This window comes from Vibrio sp. 2096, assembly GCF_033339595.1.
Classification (GTDB): domain Bacteria; phylum Pseudomonadota; class Gammaproteobacteria; order Enterobacterales; family Vibrionaceae; genus Vibrio; species Vibrio alginolyticus.
In genome coordinates, this window is record NZ_JAWOUX010000006.1 from 129,541 (window position 1) to 148,077 (window position 18,537).

14 protein-coding genes are annotated in these 18,537 nt (G+C 41.8%); all 14 read right to left on the bottom strand.

Going from position 1 to position 18,537, the window contains the following annotated elements:
- Positions 1-28 precede the first annotated feature (28 nt).
- Positions 29-3,085 carry an SMC family ATPase gene (locus R7Q41_RS13585; RefSeq protein ID WP_262606014.1) on the bottom strand — a complete coding sequence of 1,019 codons (3,057 nt, stop codon included), beginning with the start codon at positions 3,083-3,085 and terminating at the stop codon, positions 29-31.
- 9 nt (positions 3,086-3,094) lie between these two features.
- Entirely contained in the window at positions 3,095-4,228 is a 1,134-nt protein-coding gene (locus R7Q41_RS13590; RefSeq protein ID WP_158173104.1) for an exonuclease SbcCD subunit D, read from the bottom strand.
- 364 nt (positions 4,229-4,592) lie between these two features.
- Positions 4,593-5,432, bottom strand: coding sequence for an NAD/NADP transhydrogenase subunit beta (locus tag R7Q41_RS13595; RefSeq protein WP_115386667.1), 840 nt, complete (start codon positions 5,430-5,432; stop codon positions 4,593-4,595).
- Positions 5,433-5,723, bottom strand: a complete 291-nt coding sequence (locus tag R7Q41_RS13600; protein ID WP_005375969.1) for a PAAR domain-containing protein — start codon at positions 5,721-5,723, stop codon at positions 5,433-5,435.
- An 11-nt stretch (positions 5,724-5,734) separates the two neighbouring features.
- Positions 5,735-7,570, bottom strand: coding sequence for a type VI secretion system tip protein TssI/VgrG (tssI, locus tag R7Q41_RS13605; protein ID WP_318107887.1), 1,836 nt, complete (start codon positions 7,568-7,570; stop codon positions 5,735-5,737).
- 49 nt (positions 7,571-7,619) lie between these two features.
- Positions 7,620-8,099 (bottom strand): Hcp family type VI secretion system effector, encoded by a 480-nt coding sequence (locus R7Q41_RS13610; RefSeq protein WP_005375967.1) that lies wholly within the window; start codon positions 8,097-8,099, stop codon positions 7,620-7,622.
- 208 nt (positions 8,100-8,307) lie between these two features.
- Entirely contained in the window at positions 8,308-10,875 is a 2,568-nt protein-coding gene (tssH, locus tag R7Q41_RS13615) for a type VI secretion system ATPase TssH (RefSeq protein WP_064369230.1), read from the bottom strand.
- A 10-nt stretch (positions 10,876-10,885) separates the two neighbouring features.
- Positions 10,886-11,851, bottom strand: a complete 966-nt coding sequence (gene tssG, locus R7Q41_RS13620) for a type VI secretion system baseplate subunit TssG (RefSeq protein ID WP_005375963.1) — start codon at positions 11,849-11,851, stop codon at positions 10,886-10,888.
- Complete coding sequence (gene tssF, locus R7Q41_RS13625) at positions 11,848-13,671, bottom strand: type VI secretion system baseplate subunit TssF (protein ID WP_017820213.1); 1,824 nt, start codon at positions 13,669-13,671, stop codon at positions 11,848-11,850. The genes tssG and tssF overlap by 4 nt, the downstream gene beginning before the upstream one ends.
- Positions 13,668-14,132, bottom strand: coding sequence for a type VI secretion system baseplate subunit TssE (tssE, locus tag R7Q41_RS13630; protein ID WP_017635621.1), 465 nt, complete (start codon positions 14,130-14,132; stop codon positions 13,668-13,670). The genes tssF and tssE overlap by 4 nt, the downstream gene beginning before the upstream one ends.
- Positions 14,133-14,139: 7 nt before the next feature.
- Entirely contained in the window at positions 14,140-14,934 is a 795-nt protein-coding gene (locus R7Q41_RS13635) for a type VI secretion system accessory protein TagJ (protein ID WP_017820215.1), read from the bottom strand.
- 10 nt (positions 14,935-14,944) lie between these two features.
- Entirely contained in the window at positions 14,945-16,456 is a 1,512-nt protein-coding gene (gene tssC, locus R7Q41_RS13640) for a type VI secretion system contractile sheath large subunit (RefSeq protein WP_053303680.1), read from the bottom strand.
- 52 nt (positions 16,457-16,508) lie between these two features.
- Positions 16,509-18,002, bottom strand: coding sequence for a type VI secretion system contractile sheath large subunit (tssC, locus tag R7Q41_RS13645; protein WP_005375950.1), 1,494 nt, complete (start codon positions 18,000-18,002; stop codon positions 16,509-16,511).
- Positions 18,002-18,532, bottom strand: coding sequence for a type VI secretion system contractile sheath small subunit (gene tssB, locus R7Q41_RS13650; RefSeq protein WP_005375949.1), 531 nt, complete (start codon positions 18,530-18,532; stop codon positions 18,002-18,004). The genes tssC (R7Q41_RS13645) and tssB overlap by 1 nt, the downstream gene beginning before the upstream one ends.
- Positions 18,533-18,537 lie beyond the last annotated feature (5 nt).

The window sequence follows — 18,537 nt, forward strand, 5'->3', positions numbered from 1 at the left end:
GCTTTTTGATCTAACAGTAATCACTGAATTAGACAGCGAAGCGACATTGAGATTTAATCGACACCGTTGAACCAAGTCTTGATGGTTCAACATCAATCCTCTGCGCCATTTGCTCTTTCAGCTCAGAAACGTGAGAAATAACACCGATCATGCGCCCAGTCTGTTGCAGGTCCACTAGCGTTTGAATAGCAAGATCTAAAGACTCTGGATCTAAACTACCGAAGCCCTCATCAATAAATAAAGTGTCTAAACGGATACCGCCACTATAGGATTGCACAACATCCGACAAACCAAGTGCCAGAGCAAGCGCTGCCATAAATGATTCACCGCCGGAAAGTGTCGCAACATCACGCGTTTTTCCTGTGTAGCCATCTTCAACCATTAAATCTAAGCCGCGACCCGCAGCGCCTTTGAAGCCCTCTGTTTTTCGAGCAAGAATATAGCGCCCTTTACTCATAAGGCTTAAGCGTTGAGAGGCCTGAATCAGCACATCATCCAACAGTACACCAAGAACAAAGCGATGTAGGCTAACCCTGCTGCCTGTTTTACCGCTAGCAACGTCGTACAACGTACCAAAGACTTTGTATTCTTCTTCTAACTTACTATTTTTCTCATGCAACACGGCAATATCTTTACGAACCTTTTCAAGACGTTCAAATATTGAGCGTGTGGTATCAAGTTGATTCCTTACTTCAATATATTGCGCCTGCAGAGTGGTTAACCTATCGTTAAACGACTCTAAATTAGGCCTTTCAAGATCTTTCAATGCATGATTTAAATCATGTAGTGTTTGCTCAAGCTTGGTTTGTGCCTGTTTGAAGCTGTCTATTTCTTGCTGCCAGGCTTGAAGTTCATCATCTCCCACTCGACTACTTAGATAATGGCTTTCATCCTCAAATTTACTCGCCTGTAGTGCCTCATTCCACGCTAATTCTGCTTGGCTAAGTTTTTGCTCTGACTCAGATAACCACTGCTTGTTCGTCGCTAAGTGACTTTCCGCATTTGATTTCTCCAATATCGCTTGCTGCAAAGCGGTTTGCGCCTTTTCTAAGCCTGTGTTCAAACTCAGAATTTGCTCTTTTGTCAGCAAAATTTCACGTTCAAGCAAGTCAGCGGAACTGTATTTTGGGTCAATAGAAGCTTGTAATTGAGCCAATTGTTCTTGGTTCGCTTTAACGGTTGATTCATTTGCCGCCATTTTATTCTGCAGCTCATGAATTTTATTTTCACCCACGACGCAGCGTTGATTAAGCTGTTCAACGTTCTTTTCTAGCTTTTCAATATCAATAGCTTGTAGACGTAGGAGTTGAGCATTGATCGCTTGCAAATCATTTTGAACCGTCGAGATCTCAGATGTAGCATACTCACCCAACTCCTCTTTCAACTGGTTACACTGATTCTGATACTGACTAATGACAACGTTATGTTGTTCTAGCTGATTGCTTAGTTGGTTCAACAAGGTTTGAGCTTCTCGCTCTTTAGCTCTAGCCGCCTGAACTTGCTCTTTTGTAACGGCTTCTTCAACAAACGTTGCGGGGTTAGGATGCGTTTCGCTACCACACACCGGGCATGCTTCACCTGCTTTTAGTCGCTGCGCTAATACTGCCGCTTGAGCGTTGTGCCACTTAAGCTCTATCGTATCAGCGGCTTGTTGACGCTGCATATAGCGCTGACTGGCTTCGTGTAGTGACTGCTGCTTGCCTACAGTTAGCGCATTGAGTTTAGAGAGCTCTAAAGTAAGATCATGCAGCTTTTGTAGATCCTGTAACAGCCGTTGTTTTTGTTTTATTTCCGCATCGATGCTGCCAATAAGCGCAACATCAACTCGTGCTTTCTCTAGCTCCTTCTGTCCCTGCTGGGCCTGTAACGTTAACTTATCTTTTAGTTCTATGTACTGTTTTAACGTTGCTTCAAATTGTTGTTTTTGTTGATAACCCGCCGTTATTTTACTTTCCAAATTGTCTTTCTCGACCAACTTGTTTTTCATACTTTCAAGTTGATACTGCAGTTGCGTTAACTGCGGGACCTTTGCCGCTGCCTTTTTTGCACTTTGCTGCAAGTTTTCTTGTTCTCTCGCAACGACATTAGCTTTTTCGAGACTCTCTTCCAAAGCTACGATTTTTTGCCTAAGCTCTTGCGTTTGAGCTTTTGCATTTTGTAATGAGATGTAGGGCAACTCTATCTTATTGGCATTTTTAGCGTTTTCTAATTGCTGTTGACGAGCTTTTATCGAATCTGAGTGTTCTAGATGCAGCTTGAGTGCGCTTTCTGCTTGCTCTCGTTTCGAAAACTCTCCATTCAAGGTTTCCGCTTTTTGCAATTCAGATTTAGCAGTATTGAGCTTATCTAACGCTGCTTGCTCATTCTTTTTATCAGACTCTAATTGCTTAGTTACTTGTTCCAGTTGTTGTAATAGTTCTTGTTCAGAACTCGCTTCTGCAACTTGTAAAGCACCTCGAATTTGATTATCAAATTCGCCTTTCGCTTTACTAATTGCACTCGCTTTATCTTTGAGCGCGTACTCAATTTTTTTATATATGTCAGTTTGAAAGAGCTGGCCAAAAATTTCTTCACGCTCTTTAGAGCTAGCAAGCAACAGTTCTCGGAATTTTCCTTGAGGCAACACCATAACTTGACGAAATTGAGTTTCATTCAAGCCAATAATATTGCTAACTTCAGTTTTAACCTGAGTCGTCTTGCTGGTGATAAGCGTTTCAGTCTCACCGAGTTCATAAAGAGCCGCAGTGTGCTTTTTAATCGTCATCCCTTCACCACGGGCCTTGGGCGCTTCCTGCTCAGGGGATCGAACAACTCGGTATTGTTTGCCGTGTAACGAAAATTCGAGAACTACTTCGGTTGGTAAGTCTTGCGCGGATAAGTCACACCGCATCTGAATACCTTGTCGCTCATTACCTGTGGTTTCACCATAAAGGGCGAAGCAAATGGCATCTAAGATCGACGTTTTACCGGAACCTGTAGGACCATTAATCAAAAATAGAGGGTTACTGCCAAGCTTCTCAAAATGAATGATTTCAGTTTTTGCAAACGGACCAAAGGCTTGCATGGTTAGTTTAATTGGTTTCATCTTTGGTCCCTATTGCTGTGATAATTGCTTAATAATGTCAGTAACAGCTTGCTCTTGCTCTTTAGACAACTGGCTATCTTGCGCCTCAATAAAAAAATCTCGGAACATATCAATTTCGCTTCGCGCCAACTTTGCTTGCGCCATTTCCTGCTCTACCCCAATTAACATGCCTGGTTTCTCAAGGTGTAAAACGTTTGGATACACTGAACGAAGTTTTTCCATTGGGTTTAAAATCGCATGTTTATCCATCAAACGAACTAACAAATAATCTTCATTCTTGGGGTCTGTTTTCCCTTGCTCAATAACTTTATCCAGCTCGCCCTCTACAATACGCATTTCATGAGGAGCCGTAAGATCAATATGCTTTGCAGAAACGAATCCTTTCTTGTCCAGTTCAACTAACGTGAAACCTTTTCTCTGGTTCTGTTCACCAAAGCTATACTTCATGAGAGAGCCAGAGTAACGGATATGCTCTGCGCCTTTCTTTTGAGGCTGATGCAAATGACCAAGTGCGACGTAGTCAAAATCTAAGAAGTGTTCATGACTCACGCGATCAGAACCACCAATAGATAATGGTCGTTCAGAGTCTGACTCGATAGCCCCATCAACAAAACAGTGACTCACGAGCACGCGCTTTTGCTTAGAGATAAAGCGCTCTTTAATTTGCTCAACAAGCAATTGATGAGCCTCATCATGAGTGGATACCGAGGCTTTGTAGGCAAACCTGACCTGTTCAGGGTCGTTATAAGGCATACCATAAAACGCGACCTCGTCCGCAGAGTCCGTTTTTATGACGATGGGAGTGAGCATCTCTTCAAAGTTGCTAACAATATGGAGACCTGCATTTTTCATTTGCTCTGAGCCGAAACCTAGCCTTTCTGCACCATCATGGTTGCCAGATATCAATATCATTGGTGTTTCTAACTCGGTACAAATGCGTTTCACGACTCGATTTAACAGTTCTATTGCAACCGTTGGTGGCACCGAACGGTCATAGATATCTCCCGCCACTACAACTGCATCGACGGGGTTGCGTTCAATATAGTTAATCAGTTGTTCGAGTACTGCTTGTTGATCTTCGAGTAGTGATACGTTGTGGAATTGTCGACCAAGATGCCAATCTGAGGTGTGGATAAACTTCATTCGAATTCACTTTCCGCCAATTCTATGAGTAGGCTTGCTTCTGTCAGAGTCCATGTACCGTTTATAAAAAGGAATGCGTCACGGGTGGGATCTCGAACAAGCCAAAACTCAAGTTATTTTATTTCGGTAAGGATATCTTGAGTCGAACAGCTTTTCATGTGGTTTGTGTTCTATGGCTGGCTATTTAATCAGAAAGCGAGAAGAACACTGTAAAAACGCGGTGAGCAAAGCTATTTTGAAAAGCAAGCTGCGCCTAGTCATTGTCCAAACATCATTAAAGGGCCAGTTTCGAGTCAATCCCCCATAACATTTGCATCACTAAAACCTCAGCTACTACTACTAGAAGGAAAAGCAATAGCCAGACCTATTCACTACGCCAATTGTATATTACTCCTACCGCATAGCCATCTGACTCGATGTCCGCTTGCAACACGTGAAAGTCTGGGCAGGGGCTGCTTCTTTGAAGCTCATCAATCACTAACGCTTTTAAAACGCCGCCACATGCACCCAATCCGCCAAGTTTGATATCAACAAATTGATACTGAGTTTGATCGGTCACCCACGGAGACAAGAATTGCATTGAGTTTAACCATTGCGGTTCTTCCTTATTAACGGATAAATACAATTGACTGAGTGGATGTTCACAACTTACTCCTAATTGCTTAAACACCTTGTCCACGGCGATGCGTTGTTGTTTGGCATCTAAATCAATTCGAACAACATCAGGCACAAGACCTGAATGTCGAAAAAAACACTTGGTTAAAATGATAGAGCTTTGAGGTTTGACATGCCCTTCTACATCACTCGTAACCTCTATAGCCAGTATCCAAGTCGCTTGCGTTTCATTAACTTCACGATTTATCCGATTTAGTGCCATCAAAAATGCAGCTTGGCCATAAGGATAAAAGTAAATTTCAGTATTGACAGTTTGGCCAACGAAAATAGAAAGCTCGCTTATCAATGCTTTAAGCAAGCGTTTGTCTACCGAAGATGGTAAAAGAACACAGAGATTCCCCTTGATATCAGCTTGCTCAAGACTCTCGCGCTCAGAGCGCACGAGGCTTAATATATGCTCATCTATTGATTGAGCAAAGTCTTGGGGTCGGATTTCCTCGGACAATCTAAAAGAATCATCAGCTATCTCGCGAACGGTGTGTGAACGGCCATTAAAGGATAGAAGATGCGTTTGAAATGCGAGTGGCATCTAGCCTCCGATTAAAACCGTAGGCATACCAGATAGAATTTTGCCACCATGAGACGTTGAATCGCCGACTCTCGCGGCTGGTTTACCGTTGATTGTTACGCTAGAAGAACCTGCTGAGATACTATCCGGAGGACCGATACAAATAAGCTTGTCGCCTTGTCTTGCCGCAGGTATCCCGCCAATCGTTACGTTTGGTGAACCAACAACGACGGGACCACCGACATGCGGTATCTTTCCTGTTTTTTTAGGGCAAAGATGAAAGCTGCCCAAAATTGCGGCTGGTTTACCCACTTTAAATCACCTTAGTTCAATGAAATTTGCCCAGCTTTAAGAGCAATAGCTGAGCCGTTAATGGATATTTTATTACCTTTGATATTGATTTCTCCAGAGCTAGACATCTGAATAGAAGCACCACCTACTTTGATCTCGACGCTCTTTCCTGCATTAAAAGACAGTACTTCACCCGTTTCATTCGAAAAGTTTTTACCTACTTTCAAGCTCGCGTTCTGACCAACCTCTTGATTAACATCATTGGTCACTTTTTCGGTTTTACTGTTTTCAACGGCGATATCAACACAGTCTTCAACTAGCATTTGGAACAGTTTTTCAGCATGAAGATAAATGTGCTCTTCACCAGGCTTATCATCGAAGCGCAACTCATTAAAATTGGATGTACCTTTTTGTACAGAGCGTGATTTATAACCACTCTGAGAACTTTGCTCTGGTAAAGCGTAAGGAGGGAGTTGACTACCGTTATATAGTGACCCCGTAACGATTGGTTGATCAGGGTCTCCGTTGACAAACTCGACGATGACCTCTTGTCCGACTCTAGGGTGAAACACCGACCCCCATCCGTTACCTGCGATATTTTGCGCAACACGAATCCAACATGAACTATTTACATCGTATTTACCAACACGGTCCCAGTGAAACTGAACTTTGATACGGCCATGTTTGTCTATGTAAATTTCACCATCTTTGTTCCCCGTAACTATTGCAGTTTGCAAACCTTTCATCTGAGGTTTCGGATAGTTAACTGAAGGACGAAGGATTGTCTTTGAGTCAACACAACTAAACGAGACTTTGACACCTTGCGCACCGGTGCCACCTTGACCAGTCTGGTTATAAACAGCAGCAGACAAAAAAACAGAAGACAGTACATATTCTTTGCCAACTCGAGATTTATCTTCATGTTTTTTAAACTTGAAGCACTTGCCTACGCTGAATGTTCTGCACGTAGCCTCGCCACGACACAAATATGCATTTTGCTGTAGTGCTTCTATTGCATGCGTGTTTCTCAGTGCGTATTGATCATTGCTCTCCATTTCACCCATGTATTCAAAATACTCGCTTTCAGGCACTGTAAAAAAATCACTTTCACCCTTTGCAGTATTTTTAGGATTCGAAGAAGGCTTGAGCATGTTATAGCCTGACTTTTGACTCGCTTTAGTAGTCAGAATTTGCGTTTCATGCCAAGAAGAAATGTGGCTAGATTTCGCCGTACCTGTATCAAAATCGACTAAAAACTCAGTACCCGGCTTATAAAAACTGATGTCATCAAAAATATTGAGCGTATGGGCAGACTTAGTATGTGTAAAACAAAATGATAGCCCCTCTTCCGATAACAGACGTCGAACAAATTCAAGATCTGATTCTTCATATTGTACTTTGTACGTGTATTTAGGATAGGACTTGGTTAGCTCAAAACTAAAGGCAACACTATGCTCCGATAGTACTTCAGAGATAATTTCCTTTATATCTTTATGCTGAAATATTCTGCAATTTTTTCGATATTCAGCGAAACGTAATTTAGGCTCTATTAATAATTCTATGTTTTTATAATTTTCGCCTTTATGTGTATTAGAAACCCTTTTCCCTTCTAATCTTGCAGCAGAAACGTAACCATGCATATAACGAGGATTTGAAGAAACATCCTCATTATTTTCAAGGGTAATGGTAACTTCCTTACCAATAATTTCGTTTAACTCACTTCGTTGATCATTAAAGTAAGCTTTAGCACGCAATGAAAAAAGTTCTGAGATCTCTTCTCTATACTCAAACGAGTTTAGTATGATGGCATCTTTACCGAATGGCGAAGAAATTCGGATGAAATTGTTATCTTGAGTTGCTCTTTTCATTAAATACTTCTTTCAAAAAAATGCGGAGGAATACTCCCCCGCATGAAAATTACATTTGTTGACCTTTAACACCGCTGTAGCCGTATACCAATGGAGCAGAAGTGTTGTTCTTATCGTCAGTAGGAGTCACTGTCATCATCATTTCTGTGTAAGAAATTGTGATAGTTTCAACTGGACGATCGTCTTGGATAGAAACTGAGTAGTTAGAAATCATCGCATCAGTCAGTTCGATCTTCATGATCTCTTCAACCTTCTCACCCTGCTTAGTAATATGGAAAACCGCTGGTTTACCTTTACCAATCGTCGCTTCTTTAAATAAGTCAGGAGAAGAACGGTCTTGAAGTTTAGTGATAGTCAAATCATATAGACGAGTAGCGCTCGCTTCACGGTCCATCGCTGTACCAGTGTATGATGAGATCTCACGACCTACACTCCAATCTACAGATAGTAGTGTAATCAAATCTTTGTATTGCTCGGCTGTTGCCTCACCCTTAATATCTGCGTATTTAAGATACGTATTAGACTGCATGCTAATCTCCTATAGCATTATTAATTGACATATATCGTAATAATTTAATTATCTGACGTTTGGTGATAATTAGTGATTAATGTATCAAAAACTTCATTTTAAATACGCCCTTTTATATCTTTAAATAAGATTTAATTTAAGCGTTTTTTATAAAAAATAATAGTTAATATGAACCAACTCCCAATTATTATTGAGAGTGTAAAGGATGTTAAACTATTGAGACATCAAGTCCACTAGTTGTACCTTTAACAATAATTTCATCAAACGTCTTATCATTAAGAATTGCATGCAATATTTCATGAGAAATCTTCGGAAGCAATGTATTTTCTATGGTTGTTTGTACCACACGCGCACCACTCCCAGACTCATTGCTATTGTCTACAATATCATTAATTAGTTCCTCATCAAAAAACAGGTCAGCGTTATAGTGCTTACGAATACGAGTCGTAATTTTATCCAACTTTAATTTTGTTATTTCTATCAATACTTTTCTTGATAGAGGCAAATAAGGTAATACATTCACACGCCCTAAAAATGCTGGTTTAAAGTCAACCAACAAATCATCGCGTAAAGCATCTTTTAGTGCTGACGGCTCAGGAGCTAAATCAGGATCAGAATACAAAGACATCGTCGTTTCGGTCCCTGTGTTCGCGGTCATAATAATAATAGTGTTTTTAAAGTCTATATCTCGACCTTCACCGTCTTTAATTGAGCCTTTATCAAATACCTGATAAAAAATATCTTGAACACCAGGGTGCGCTTTTTCCATTTCATCGAGGAGAATTACACTATAAGGTTTACGTCTAACAGCTTCAGTCAGTACACCTCCTTCTCCATAACCGACATAACCAGGAGGAGAACCTAATAGCAATGAGACTTTATGCTCTTCCTTAAATTCCGACATATTGATAGTCGTGACATTTTCTTCACTACCATACACTTTCTCTGCAATCGCCAAAGCCGATTCGGTTTTACCCACTCCGCTTGGTCCGGTTAGGAGAAATACACCATTTGGTCGTGTCTCATCCGTGAGCTGCGCACTCGCGGTTTTTATCACTTCAGACATGAGCTCTAAAGCGTGATCCTGCCCGACAACTCGCTTACACAAACTTTCTTTCAAACCCAATACTGCTTGGATTTCATCATCCTGAAGTTTACCCAGCGGTATACCGGTCCAATCCGAAATAACTTCTGCGATTAGCGCTTCATTTACATGCGAAAAAACTAACGGCTGTGAGTTAGCGGAAAGGTTATTTTCAAGCTCTTGTAACTTGTCTCTAGCAGTTTCAGAACCCTCCTGGATTATTTGGGTTCTAAGTGACTTAGCTTCACTTACCCATTCTTTTTCTTTTTCCCAAAGTACCTCTAATTCAATAATGTCATTAGATAGCGCATCAATCTCTTTTCGGACACCTTGGAGCTGCACATCAAGAGATGCTCCTAATCGATTCTCTTGGCTAAGATGCTCATACTCAGCTTGCTTTGCTTTAAGTTTGTTTCTTTTCGCATCTAGACCTCCCGGTGTAGATGACTGACTTAACGCAACTCGAGAACAGGCCGTATCCAAAACAGAAACCGCCTTATCTGGCAGTTGACGACCATTAATGTATCGAGCTGAGAGTTGGACCGCTGCATTGAGAGCTTGGTTAGTGATATGAACATCGTGGTGTTGTGCCATTACATCAAGTAAGCCTCGTAACATTTCGATCGCGAGCTCAGGGGCTGGCTCATCAACCTTTACGACTTGAAAACGCCTAGTTAAAGCTGCATCTTTTTCAAAATACTTTTTATACTCTGCCCACGTTGTTGCCGCGATCGTTCTGAGTTCGCCTCTCGCCAATGCTGGCTTCAGAATATTCGCCGCATCACCTTGGCCCGCTTGCCCACCACCGCCAATTAGGCCATGAGCTTCATCAATAAACAATATAATAGGCTGTGGAGCGTCGTTTACTTCCTTCACAAGGTTCTTAAGCCTGTTTTCAAACTCACCTTTCATGCCTGCACCGGCTTGCAGTAACGCCAAATCCAGAGACTTAATTGCCACATTTTGCAGAGCGGGAGGTACATCGCCATCAATGATCTTTTGCGCCAAACCTTCAACAACGGCTGTTTTTCCAACACCAGCTTCTCCCGTAAGAATCGGGTTGTTTTGTCGGCGTCTTAATAAAATATCGATCATTAGGCGAATTTCATTATCTCTGCCAATCACCGGATCTATTTTACCTTCCCTAGCTTGCTCAGTAAGGTCTGTTGTAAATTGATTCAAGGCGGAATTCGCGTTTGACTGCGCTAAGTCATTCGATCTTGATTGAGGCGCATTACTTTCTTTAAAGTTCAATAAGCGAGATGGTTCTATCTTGTTTAGTTCAGGACTAATCGAACCAGCCATGTTGACTAACGTATCATCAGACAAGTAGGCAAATAAAAGATGGATGCACCCCAACTGTTCTTGATTGAATTCAATGGTTGCAGATAACAAGGCATTTTGCATAACAGTCACCGTATGAGCTGATAGCCCAGGCACCGACTGGCATCCTGTTTTGTATTTTTCTAATGCCTTTTGAATATCGGTTTCAACCTTGATTTTATCGACATCAAATTCGTCAAAAACTTCAGAGTAAATATCGTCAGGATGGCGGATAATCATCATTAACCAGTGAGACATTTCAATACTGTGATGAGTTCGGGAGCTTGCCATCGCAGCTGCCTGTTCAAGTGTTTCCTTAGCCTGAGGAGACAATCTTTCGACCAACGCTGAAAGTGAGAGTGAAGCCATTACATTTCCTTTAAATAGTAATTGTTATAGTTCGATCTTTTGTACGTTCGTGTTTTTTAAGCACAGAACCAATACCTAACTGCCCCTGCTGTTTCGATAAACAAGCTTGTGGTAGCAAACTATGTTTGGTGGTGAGCTGCCACTTCAGTTGTTTATGTTTTCCAATCAACTCATAAGCAGCGTTCTTAATGATTGCTATATTGGGTTGGTTAGGAAGCAATTTACTAACTAGCTGTTTATCTTTTGGCAGAAATTCTATTGTTGTCCCCGCGTTGATGTTCCATGCTTTCGAACCCAAAGACGCTCCTAAACCAAGTTGAGCAAACTGCCCTTCAGGCATAGTTCGGGATGCAAGGCGTGTTTGCTCTTCTTTCGTAAGGTGTAACCATTGTCCTTGAAATTCATGAACTTTTACTTGGCATCCAGATAAACATTCAAGAATACTTTTCAGTCCACCTTTACTTCTCACTGGTGAAGCAAACACACCACCATAGTGCCGGGACAGTGAACTCCCTTTCCCAGTTAATGCCGATTTACAGCTTTCTAACGGCGAACGCGCGCCCTGCGCATGCGCACGAGACTGAACAGTCAGCTGACTCAGTTGCCAACATCGATAATAAAGAGATAATAAGCGATGATTGAAAATATCGTAGAAGTCCACCATAGCCGTATCGCCTTCTTTTTGGCGATGTAAAGCTAATTCACTATAGTGCTGGGGAAGCACACCTTGCTCACCCGTTAGGCCTATTAAATTGGTCTCAATCTCTAACTTGCTGTCATCTATATTTTTCAGTTCACAAAGCTGAGCATTTTCAAAACCTAATGATGGATTAACCTTTAAGTTTAGCTTTTCATGCTTCGGTAACGCATCTGTTCCTATTTGCGCCTCTGCTTGCAGAACTTCGTGTTCAATAAGATGAATCGCTTCAAACAATGGATGTTGCTTTAATTCTCGATAAAATTGTTCCGCGCTCATAGCAACACCTTATCGCCAGTTAATGCGGGCCATAGGTGGAAAGACTTTCCCGTGGACTTAATTCTTATTTCTAACTGCGTAAAAATGTTAATTTCAGCATATTGCGAGAAGTAAACAGATAAAACACTACCTAAGAGAAAGATCTGCTCTTTAGGTAAAATTTGATCAGAAACCGTCAAAATAATTTTTATACCGTGCGCAAATCCAACTTTGCCTTTCTGACTAATTCTTCCTGTAGTAGGCTCAAACTCTAACTTAGTTAAAGCATCGATTACCGCTTTCGTTTCTGCTGTCCCAGAAAATGCATAGAGATTAAGGGTCTGCTTCAAAGTTGCTAAACCATCTTCCTCGGTAAAATGGTTTAAAGTTAAAAGCTTAGTTAACTGCCATCGTGTGCTTTCATCCATTTCTGGCCGAATAGTTTCTGATAAAGAAACTAAACAACGAACAGATTCGAAATTGTCATTTACCTCCGGTAAAGATACTTGCGGCAGCCCACCTCCAAATGGAAGTTTCTGCGCTAAGTTGCGGTTACAGCACTCAGCTTCCACGTACATTAACCAGTTTTCCCGGCTATCCGGGCTGAACAATTGATGTTTTTTATCAACAAAAGAAATGTAAGTTTCTCTACCTGGCTCATCATACCCACCAGCCCAGTTCTTATCCTCACGTCTCATCAACCAATAAATCTCACTAGTGTTTGTATAATGCGTGTGCTCACCAGCGTGATAACATGGCAAATTGTGGTACGTTTTGTTCCAGTTTCTCAACGTTACGTCAGAAATTGAGACAACCTCATTACTTTCAGATTCTTGGTATTGCGGAGACAAGTGGTAATCGTATTCAGTTGGTAGAATACGCTTAGGCTCCATAATACTTTTAAATAAGTTGATTACAGGCACACAACCTACCATTAAGCTTTCTTCGTCCACTTGCTTTGGAAGCCAGTCATCGTTGGTATCAAAGTAAAAATACAGTTCGACTTGCTCTCCAAGATCTAGCTCAGATAATCCAAGTTCGGTGATATCAAAGAACATAAACTTCTCAGGAAAGTGCAAATACTCAACAAGTAATCTTGCTCCTGAAAAGCTTCTTTTACTGTATGGCACAACTTTCTCATCTTCTGAAAATCCTACTTCAGAAAGATGTCTTTTGGTTAAAGGACGAACTTCTTTGCCATCCACAACAACAGATAAACCAATTAGGTTTTGAAACAGCATTTGGTAGAGCTTAAAAGTCAATTGAGATTGACCGTTTAAATAGAAGCGCAGCCGTTCTATCCCCATTTCACCAAGAGGAGTCTCTTCATCTTGAGCCGTGAGCTGTACTTTCAAAACTGAATGAGCATTGCTTTCCCATCGTGAGCCAACTGGCTTGAAAGGCGCATTTTTAAAAACGCCAGAGGTCACATCAACAGGATACATTCTGACCGGATAACAAGTTCTAAACTCGCATTCATGATATCCAGTAGCACCGATAACAACTCGCTCGCCTTCTTCTACATCAAAATAAGAGGAAGTGGAGTTAGAACAGCTCATTTTAATGACTGACATTGACGGGATTGGGGCGTGAAAATCCGGATATAACTGTCCCATCAAAGACTCTGTAAACTGAGGGTAACTATTGTCTAAGCTTTGTCTAATCCTTGCTGTTAGAAATGCGCAGCCTTCTAACAATCTTTCTACGTGTGGATCGTCAACCTGTTCCTCACTAATACGAAGTCTCGCGGCAATCTTGGGATACTGCTCACCAAACTCTTGCCCTTTGTGACGCAAATAAGCTAACTCGCGATTATAGTACTTGAGAAACTCTTCACTCATTTTGCTCTACTCAGTTTCATACCTAAATTTACCGGCTCTACTTCAGAATTGAATCGCACTTCATGAATACTGTTATCAATTAAGCAAGTGGCATTTATCTGTAACCTCAATACCCTATCAATAGCGTTTTTCTCGTCTGAAATCTGGACATGAGGGTTCCTTAACCTCGGCTCAAACTCTTTAATTGCATCATGAACGATGTCGCAAAGCTGATTCTGCCCTTCTTGGCTGCTATAGGGCATTGAGGAAAAATCTGGCAGCCCATAATTCAATATTGAATAACGAACCTCTAAAAGATCATCAGGAATGTTTTTCCATCCAATACGACTATTCAGCATCGACTCTAGATCTCTAAGTAAGCTGCTCAACATCTGTTGCTGGCTTGCAGGGAAGTCTTTCTCATCTCGAGTGAGAGGATCACTATCTATCAATTTGTCGAGCAGAGAAACGGTTAACGACATGATATTTCTACGCTATTTGTTTCTGTTCTAATAATGTAGTCAAATCACAGATTGGAAGCGCTGAGTCACCGACTAACCAACATTTTTGACCCAAGCCAACAAAAGATTCTTGCTCACCAATCTGCTTCCAATCCGTTTCTCGGCCTAACTTTTGTGCATCGGTCTCTGAGTCGACATACGTCAAAGGCATATGGCCTTCGCCTTCACCAAGTCCATCGATATCAAACTCGACAGGTCGCCAAATACTTTCTAACAAAGAAGTAGGTGCTTTAACTTCTAGCGTATGGATGCTCGATATGGGTACAAGAAAATAGTTACCTGCTGTAGAAAACAGTTCAATGTAACCACCTAAACGATCATCAATATCTCTAGCATCTTCGTAGTTTGTGCCGTTTACGTTAAACCCTTTAATAGTACGACGCTCTTCAATGCGATGCGATAGACGTGACGCTTCTTCGTACTCTTGATTTCCGAGAGCAAGATTAAATCGAACAAGCTCTTTAGTTAATTCCTCATCACCTAATACTTTGGCACTAGCCGCACCATTGATAAAATCCTTTCTAGCTTGAGCTGCTTTCACTAAATGTCGTAGCTGACTTGCACCAGGCAGATACTCAGGAAACAATTTAATCGATTGCATGAGCTGAGCGTCCGCACGCTCGAAGTCCCCATCAATGCAAAGAAGCTCAATGAAGGAACTTCTCAAGCTCGCATCTTTAGGGGTGGCTTTAATTTCATCAATTAATTGCTCTAGAGCGTGTTGCAATAGGCCTTGGGACAAAGCATTTTTCCATTGAGTCATTGTTATTTCCTTACACCATGTGCTCTGGTGATAATTCGGTAATTAATTTAATGCTAGATACCATTTGATCGAGTTGAAAATGCGGTCGCAAATGGATAACTGAGTAATAATGTCCAGGAGTTTCTCTTTTCTCTCGAACTGTAATTTTCGCTTCATTTAGGGGGTATTTAGCTCGAAGCTCATCAGACGCTTCATCTGATGCGGTAGTGTACTGGTGTAACCAGCGTTGAAAGTCACGCTCTAGGCTTTCTGCGTCTTGATACCCACCAATTTTGTCACGCCCCATAACCTTGAGATAATGTGCGACTCGCGATACACACAATGTGTATTGCAACATCGATGTCAGTTTTGCATTCGTTGAAATATGCTTTTCTGCGTATTGTTTGGGCTTGTAGAGAGATACATTCGAGGTCATCCCTACCATATCAGTCTCAGGTATTGGAGAAATAGAAATAAAACCGCACTCAGACAATTCTTGTTCTTTTCTCTCAGTGATTTTCAAGTTTAACGGACATCTTTCACGATCATTCTTGCCATTAACACGCATCGTGCTCCTTGTAGGAGCGACGATAATACCCTGACTGTAATCGCCTTGTTTAATCCCTCGCATATGCGTGAACCAACCATGTTCCTGAAATGCTCTAATTGATACAGCAGCAAAACAGTACGCACTACTCCCCCATAGCAAATCTCGGTTGGAGTCGTAGATGTGTTCTTGAAAATTGAATTTATCATTCCGCGAGCCATCACTTTTGTATGGCTGACGGAACAAGACGTTAGGTGCAGTCAAACCAATAAATTTAGCGTCATCGTTATCTCTCAAACTACGCCACTTTGCATAATCTTCCTGTTCAAATTGGGCTGCTATATCTCTTATCGCAGAGAGTTGAGCGAAACTATCAACACCAAACATCTCTGGCGATGCAGACATGATAAATGGGCTGAATGCTGCAGCTGCAGACTGAGAGATCTTACTCAACACAGACAGATCTCTATCAAAATAATTTTTACTAGGATCACAGCGAAGCTGATAATCTCCAACCACCACACCAAAGGGTTCTCCCCCTGCCATGCCATATTCATTTTGATAGAGCAACTTAAATAGTGCTGATTGGTCAAACTCGATGGCTTTTAAAGCATCTTTACTGATTTCATTCCATGTCGCCGTTAAAACCTTAACTTTTACAGAGTCCGATGAACGAGAATCAACCTGTTCACATAAATACCTAACTCCAACCCACCCCCTTTCGAGCTGTTGAAACTCAGGATGATGTAATATTTCATTTAGTTGAGATTCTAATAGCTCATCAATGCGGTTAATTGTGTTCATCACACTATGACGAAAGCTGTCCAAATCTCTTGAACGTGTACCTTCTAGCCAAATTCGCGCTGACGCTACAAGATCAGAAGATTCATTGAATCGAGTCAACCACGGGCTATCAAGTTCAGCATAGCCTCCGGTACTGAACTCATGTTTTAGCTTGCTAGGGTCGCGAAAGTTAAGTGACACTGCTAATTCCATCTAGAACATAAAGATTGGTCATGGCTGGCCTTTCGACCAGCCAATTCATTTCTTATCCACCTGACTGAGGGATCTTTGCCACAAGTCGCAAAGATGTGGTCAGTTCTTCCATTTGTAACCAAGGCTTCAGCCATGCTACGGCATTGTAAGAACCAGGTGCGCCAGGAATTTCCTTAACTTGAACACGAGCGTCTGCTAGAGGGTATTTCGCTCTGATCTCTTGACCACCGCCTTCAGAAGCATTGACGTAACCTAGGATCCAGCGGTTCAGCCAAGACTCAACGTCTTCTGCTTCCATAAAGCTACCAATTTTATCTCGAGCCATTACTTTCAAATAATGCGCAAAACGAGATGTTGCCATCATATAAGGTAGGCGGGCAGAAATGGCCGCATTGGCCGTTGCTTCAGGGGATTCATGGTTCGCTGGTTTTTGACAGGTTTGCGCACCAAAGAACACTGCATAGTTGGTGTTTTTGTAGTGACAAAGCGGTAAGAAACCAAGCTTACCAAGCTCCGCCTCACGTCTGTCGGTAATACCAATCTCTGTTGGGCACTTCATATCAGGGTCGCCATCATCACTCATGAAGAAATGCGTTGGCAAGTTATCCACTCGACCGCCGCCTTCTGCACCACGGATGGCAGTACAAAATCCATATTTTGAAAATGCGTCGGTTAACTTAACACCAAGAACATACGAAGAGTTCATCCAACAGTAGTCGTTATGTTCAGCGTTAACAGCAATACCTGAAACAGGATCTACTTCGAACTCTTCAAACCCAAACTCTTCGACTGGAGCGGTAGCTTGTCCGTATGGCAAACGAGCAAGGACTTTTGGCATCGTCAGACTAACGAAGCGCGAATCGGCACTCTCGCGGAACGAACGCCATTGGGCGTATTCTAGTGATTCAAATACCTTATCTAGGTCGCGTGGTTTTGACAGCTCAGTCCACTCATCAAAGCCGAATAGTGCTGGTGAAGCCGCGGACAAGAATGGAGAGAAGCCAGAAGCCGCTACATTTGACATTAGGCGTAACGACTCAATATCTTCTGGGTGGTTGGTAAACTCATAGTCTCCAATCAATGCACCATACGGTTCACCACCAGCACTACCAAACTCAGACTCGTAAACCTTTTTAAAGATCTGGCTTTGATCAAACTCAACAGCTTTGCTCAAGTCTTTATGTAGCTCTTTCTTGGTCATGCTCATCATGCGAACTTTCAGAGTAGAGCTGGTCTCTGAATTCATCACTAGATAATTTAAGCCGCGCCAAGAACCTTCGAGTTTCTGTAATTCTGGGTGATGCATTACTTCAGACAACTGATCAGAAATCTGCCTATCGAGCAAATTAATCGCTTCACGAAAAGTTACTGTTAGGTTTTTGTTCCAAGTAACTGTCCCTTTCATTGCTTCTTCAGCGAGCGTTTTAATCAGCTCCTCAGCACGAGAAGCTTCGGTCTGCTTAGTCGCACCAATAGCTTGATCTAAGAATGAAGTTGTCTGTTCATTAACAGTTGGATCTAACTGTTTTTCAGCTTCAGTCGTCATTATTCCGCTCCTTCAGTACTGTCTGACTTCGCTTTCTTGCCAAGATCTAACTCGCCTGCAAGTCTTGCCAGATTGTCTGTATTGTTCAAAACATCCTCTAGGATATTTTCAAGCTCTTCTGAGCGGTCAACTTTTGTCATCAAATCACGCAGTTTATTACGCGTTTCCATCAATTGGCGTAGTGGATCAACTTGATTTACGATCGCAGCAGGCTCAAAGTCTTGCATTGATTTAAAGTTTAAATCGACCTCAAACTGTGAATCGTCATTCGCAAGCTTATTCGCAACTTTAAACTTCACCGATGGATTCATTTTTTTGAGTACATCGTCAAAGTTATCTCGATCGATCTGAATAAAACGGCGGTCTTTTAATGGCTTCAACGCTTCTGTGTTTTGACCAGCGAAGTCACCCATTACACCTACAACAAAAGGCAGTTCTTTCTTAAGAGTCGTACCTTCAGTTTCAACATCATAGGTAATGTGGACACGAGGCTTCCGTACTCGTGATAGTTTCGAGTGGATACTCGTCATACCAT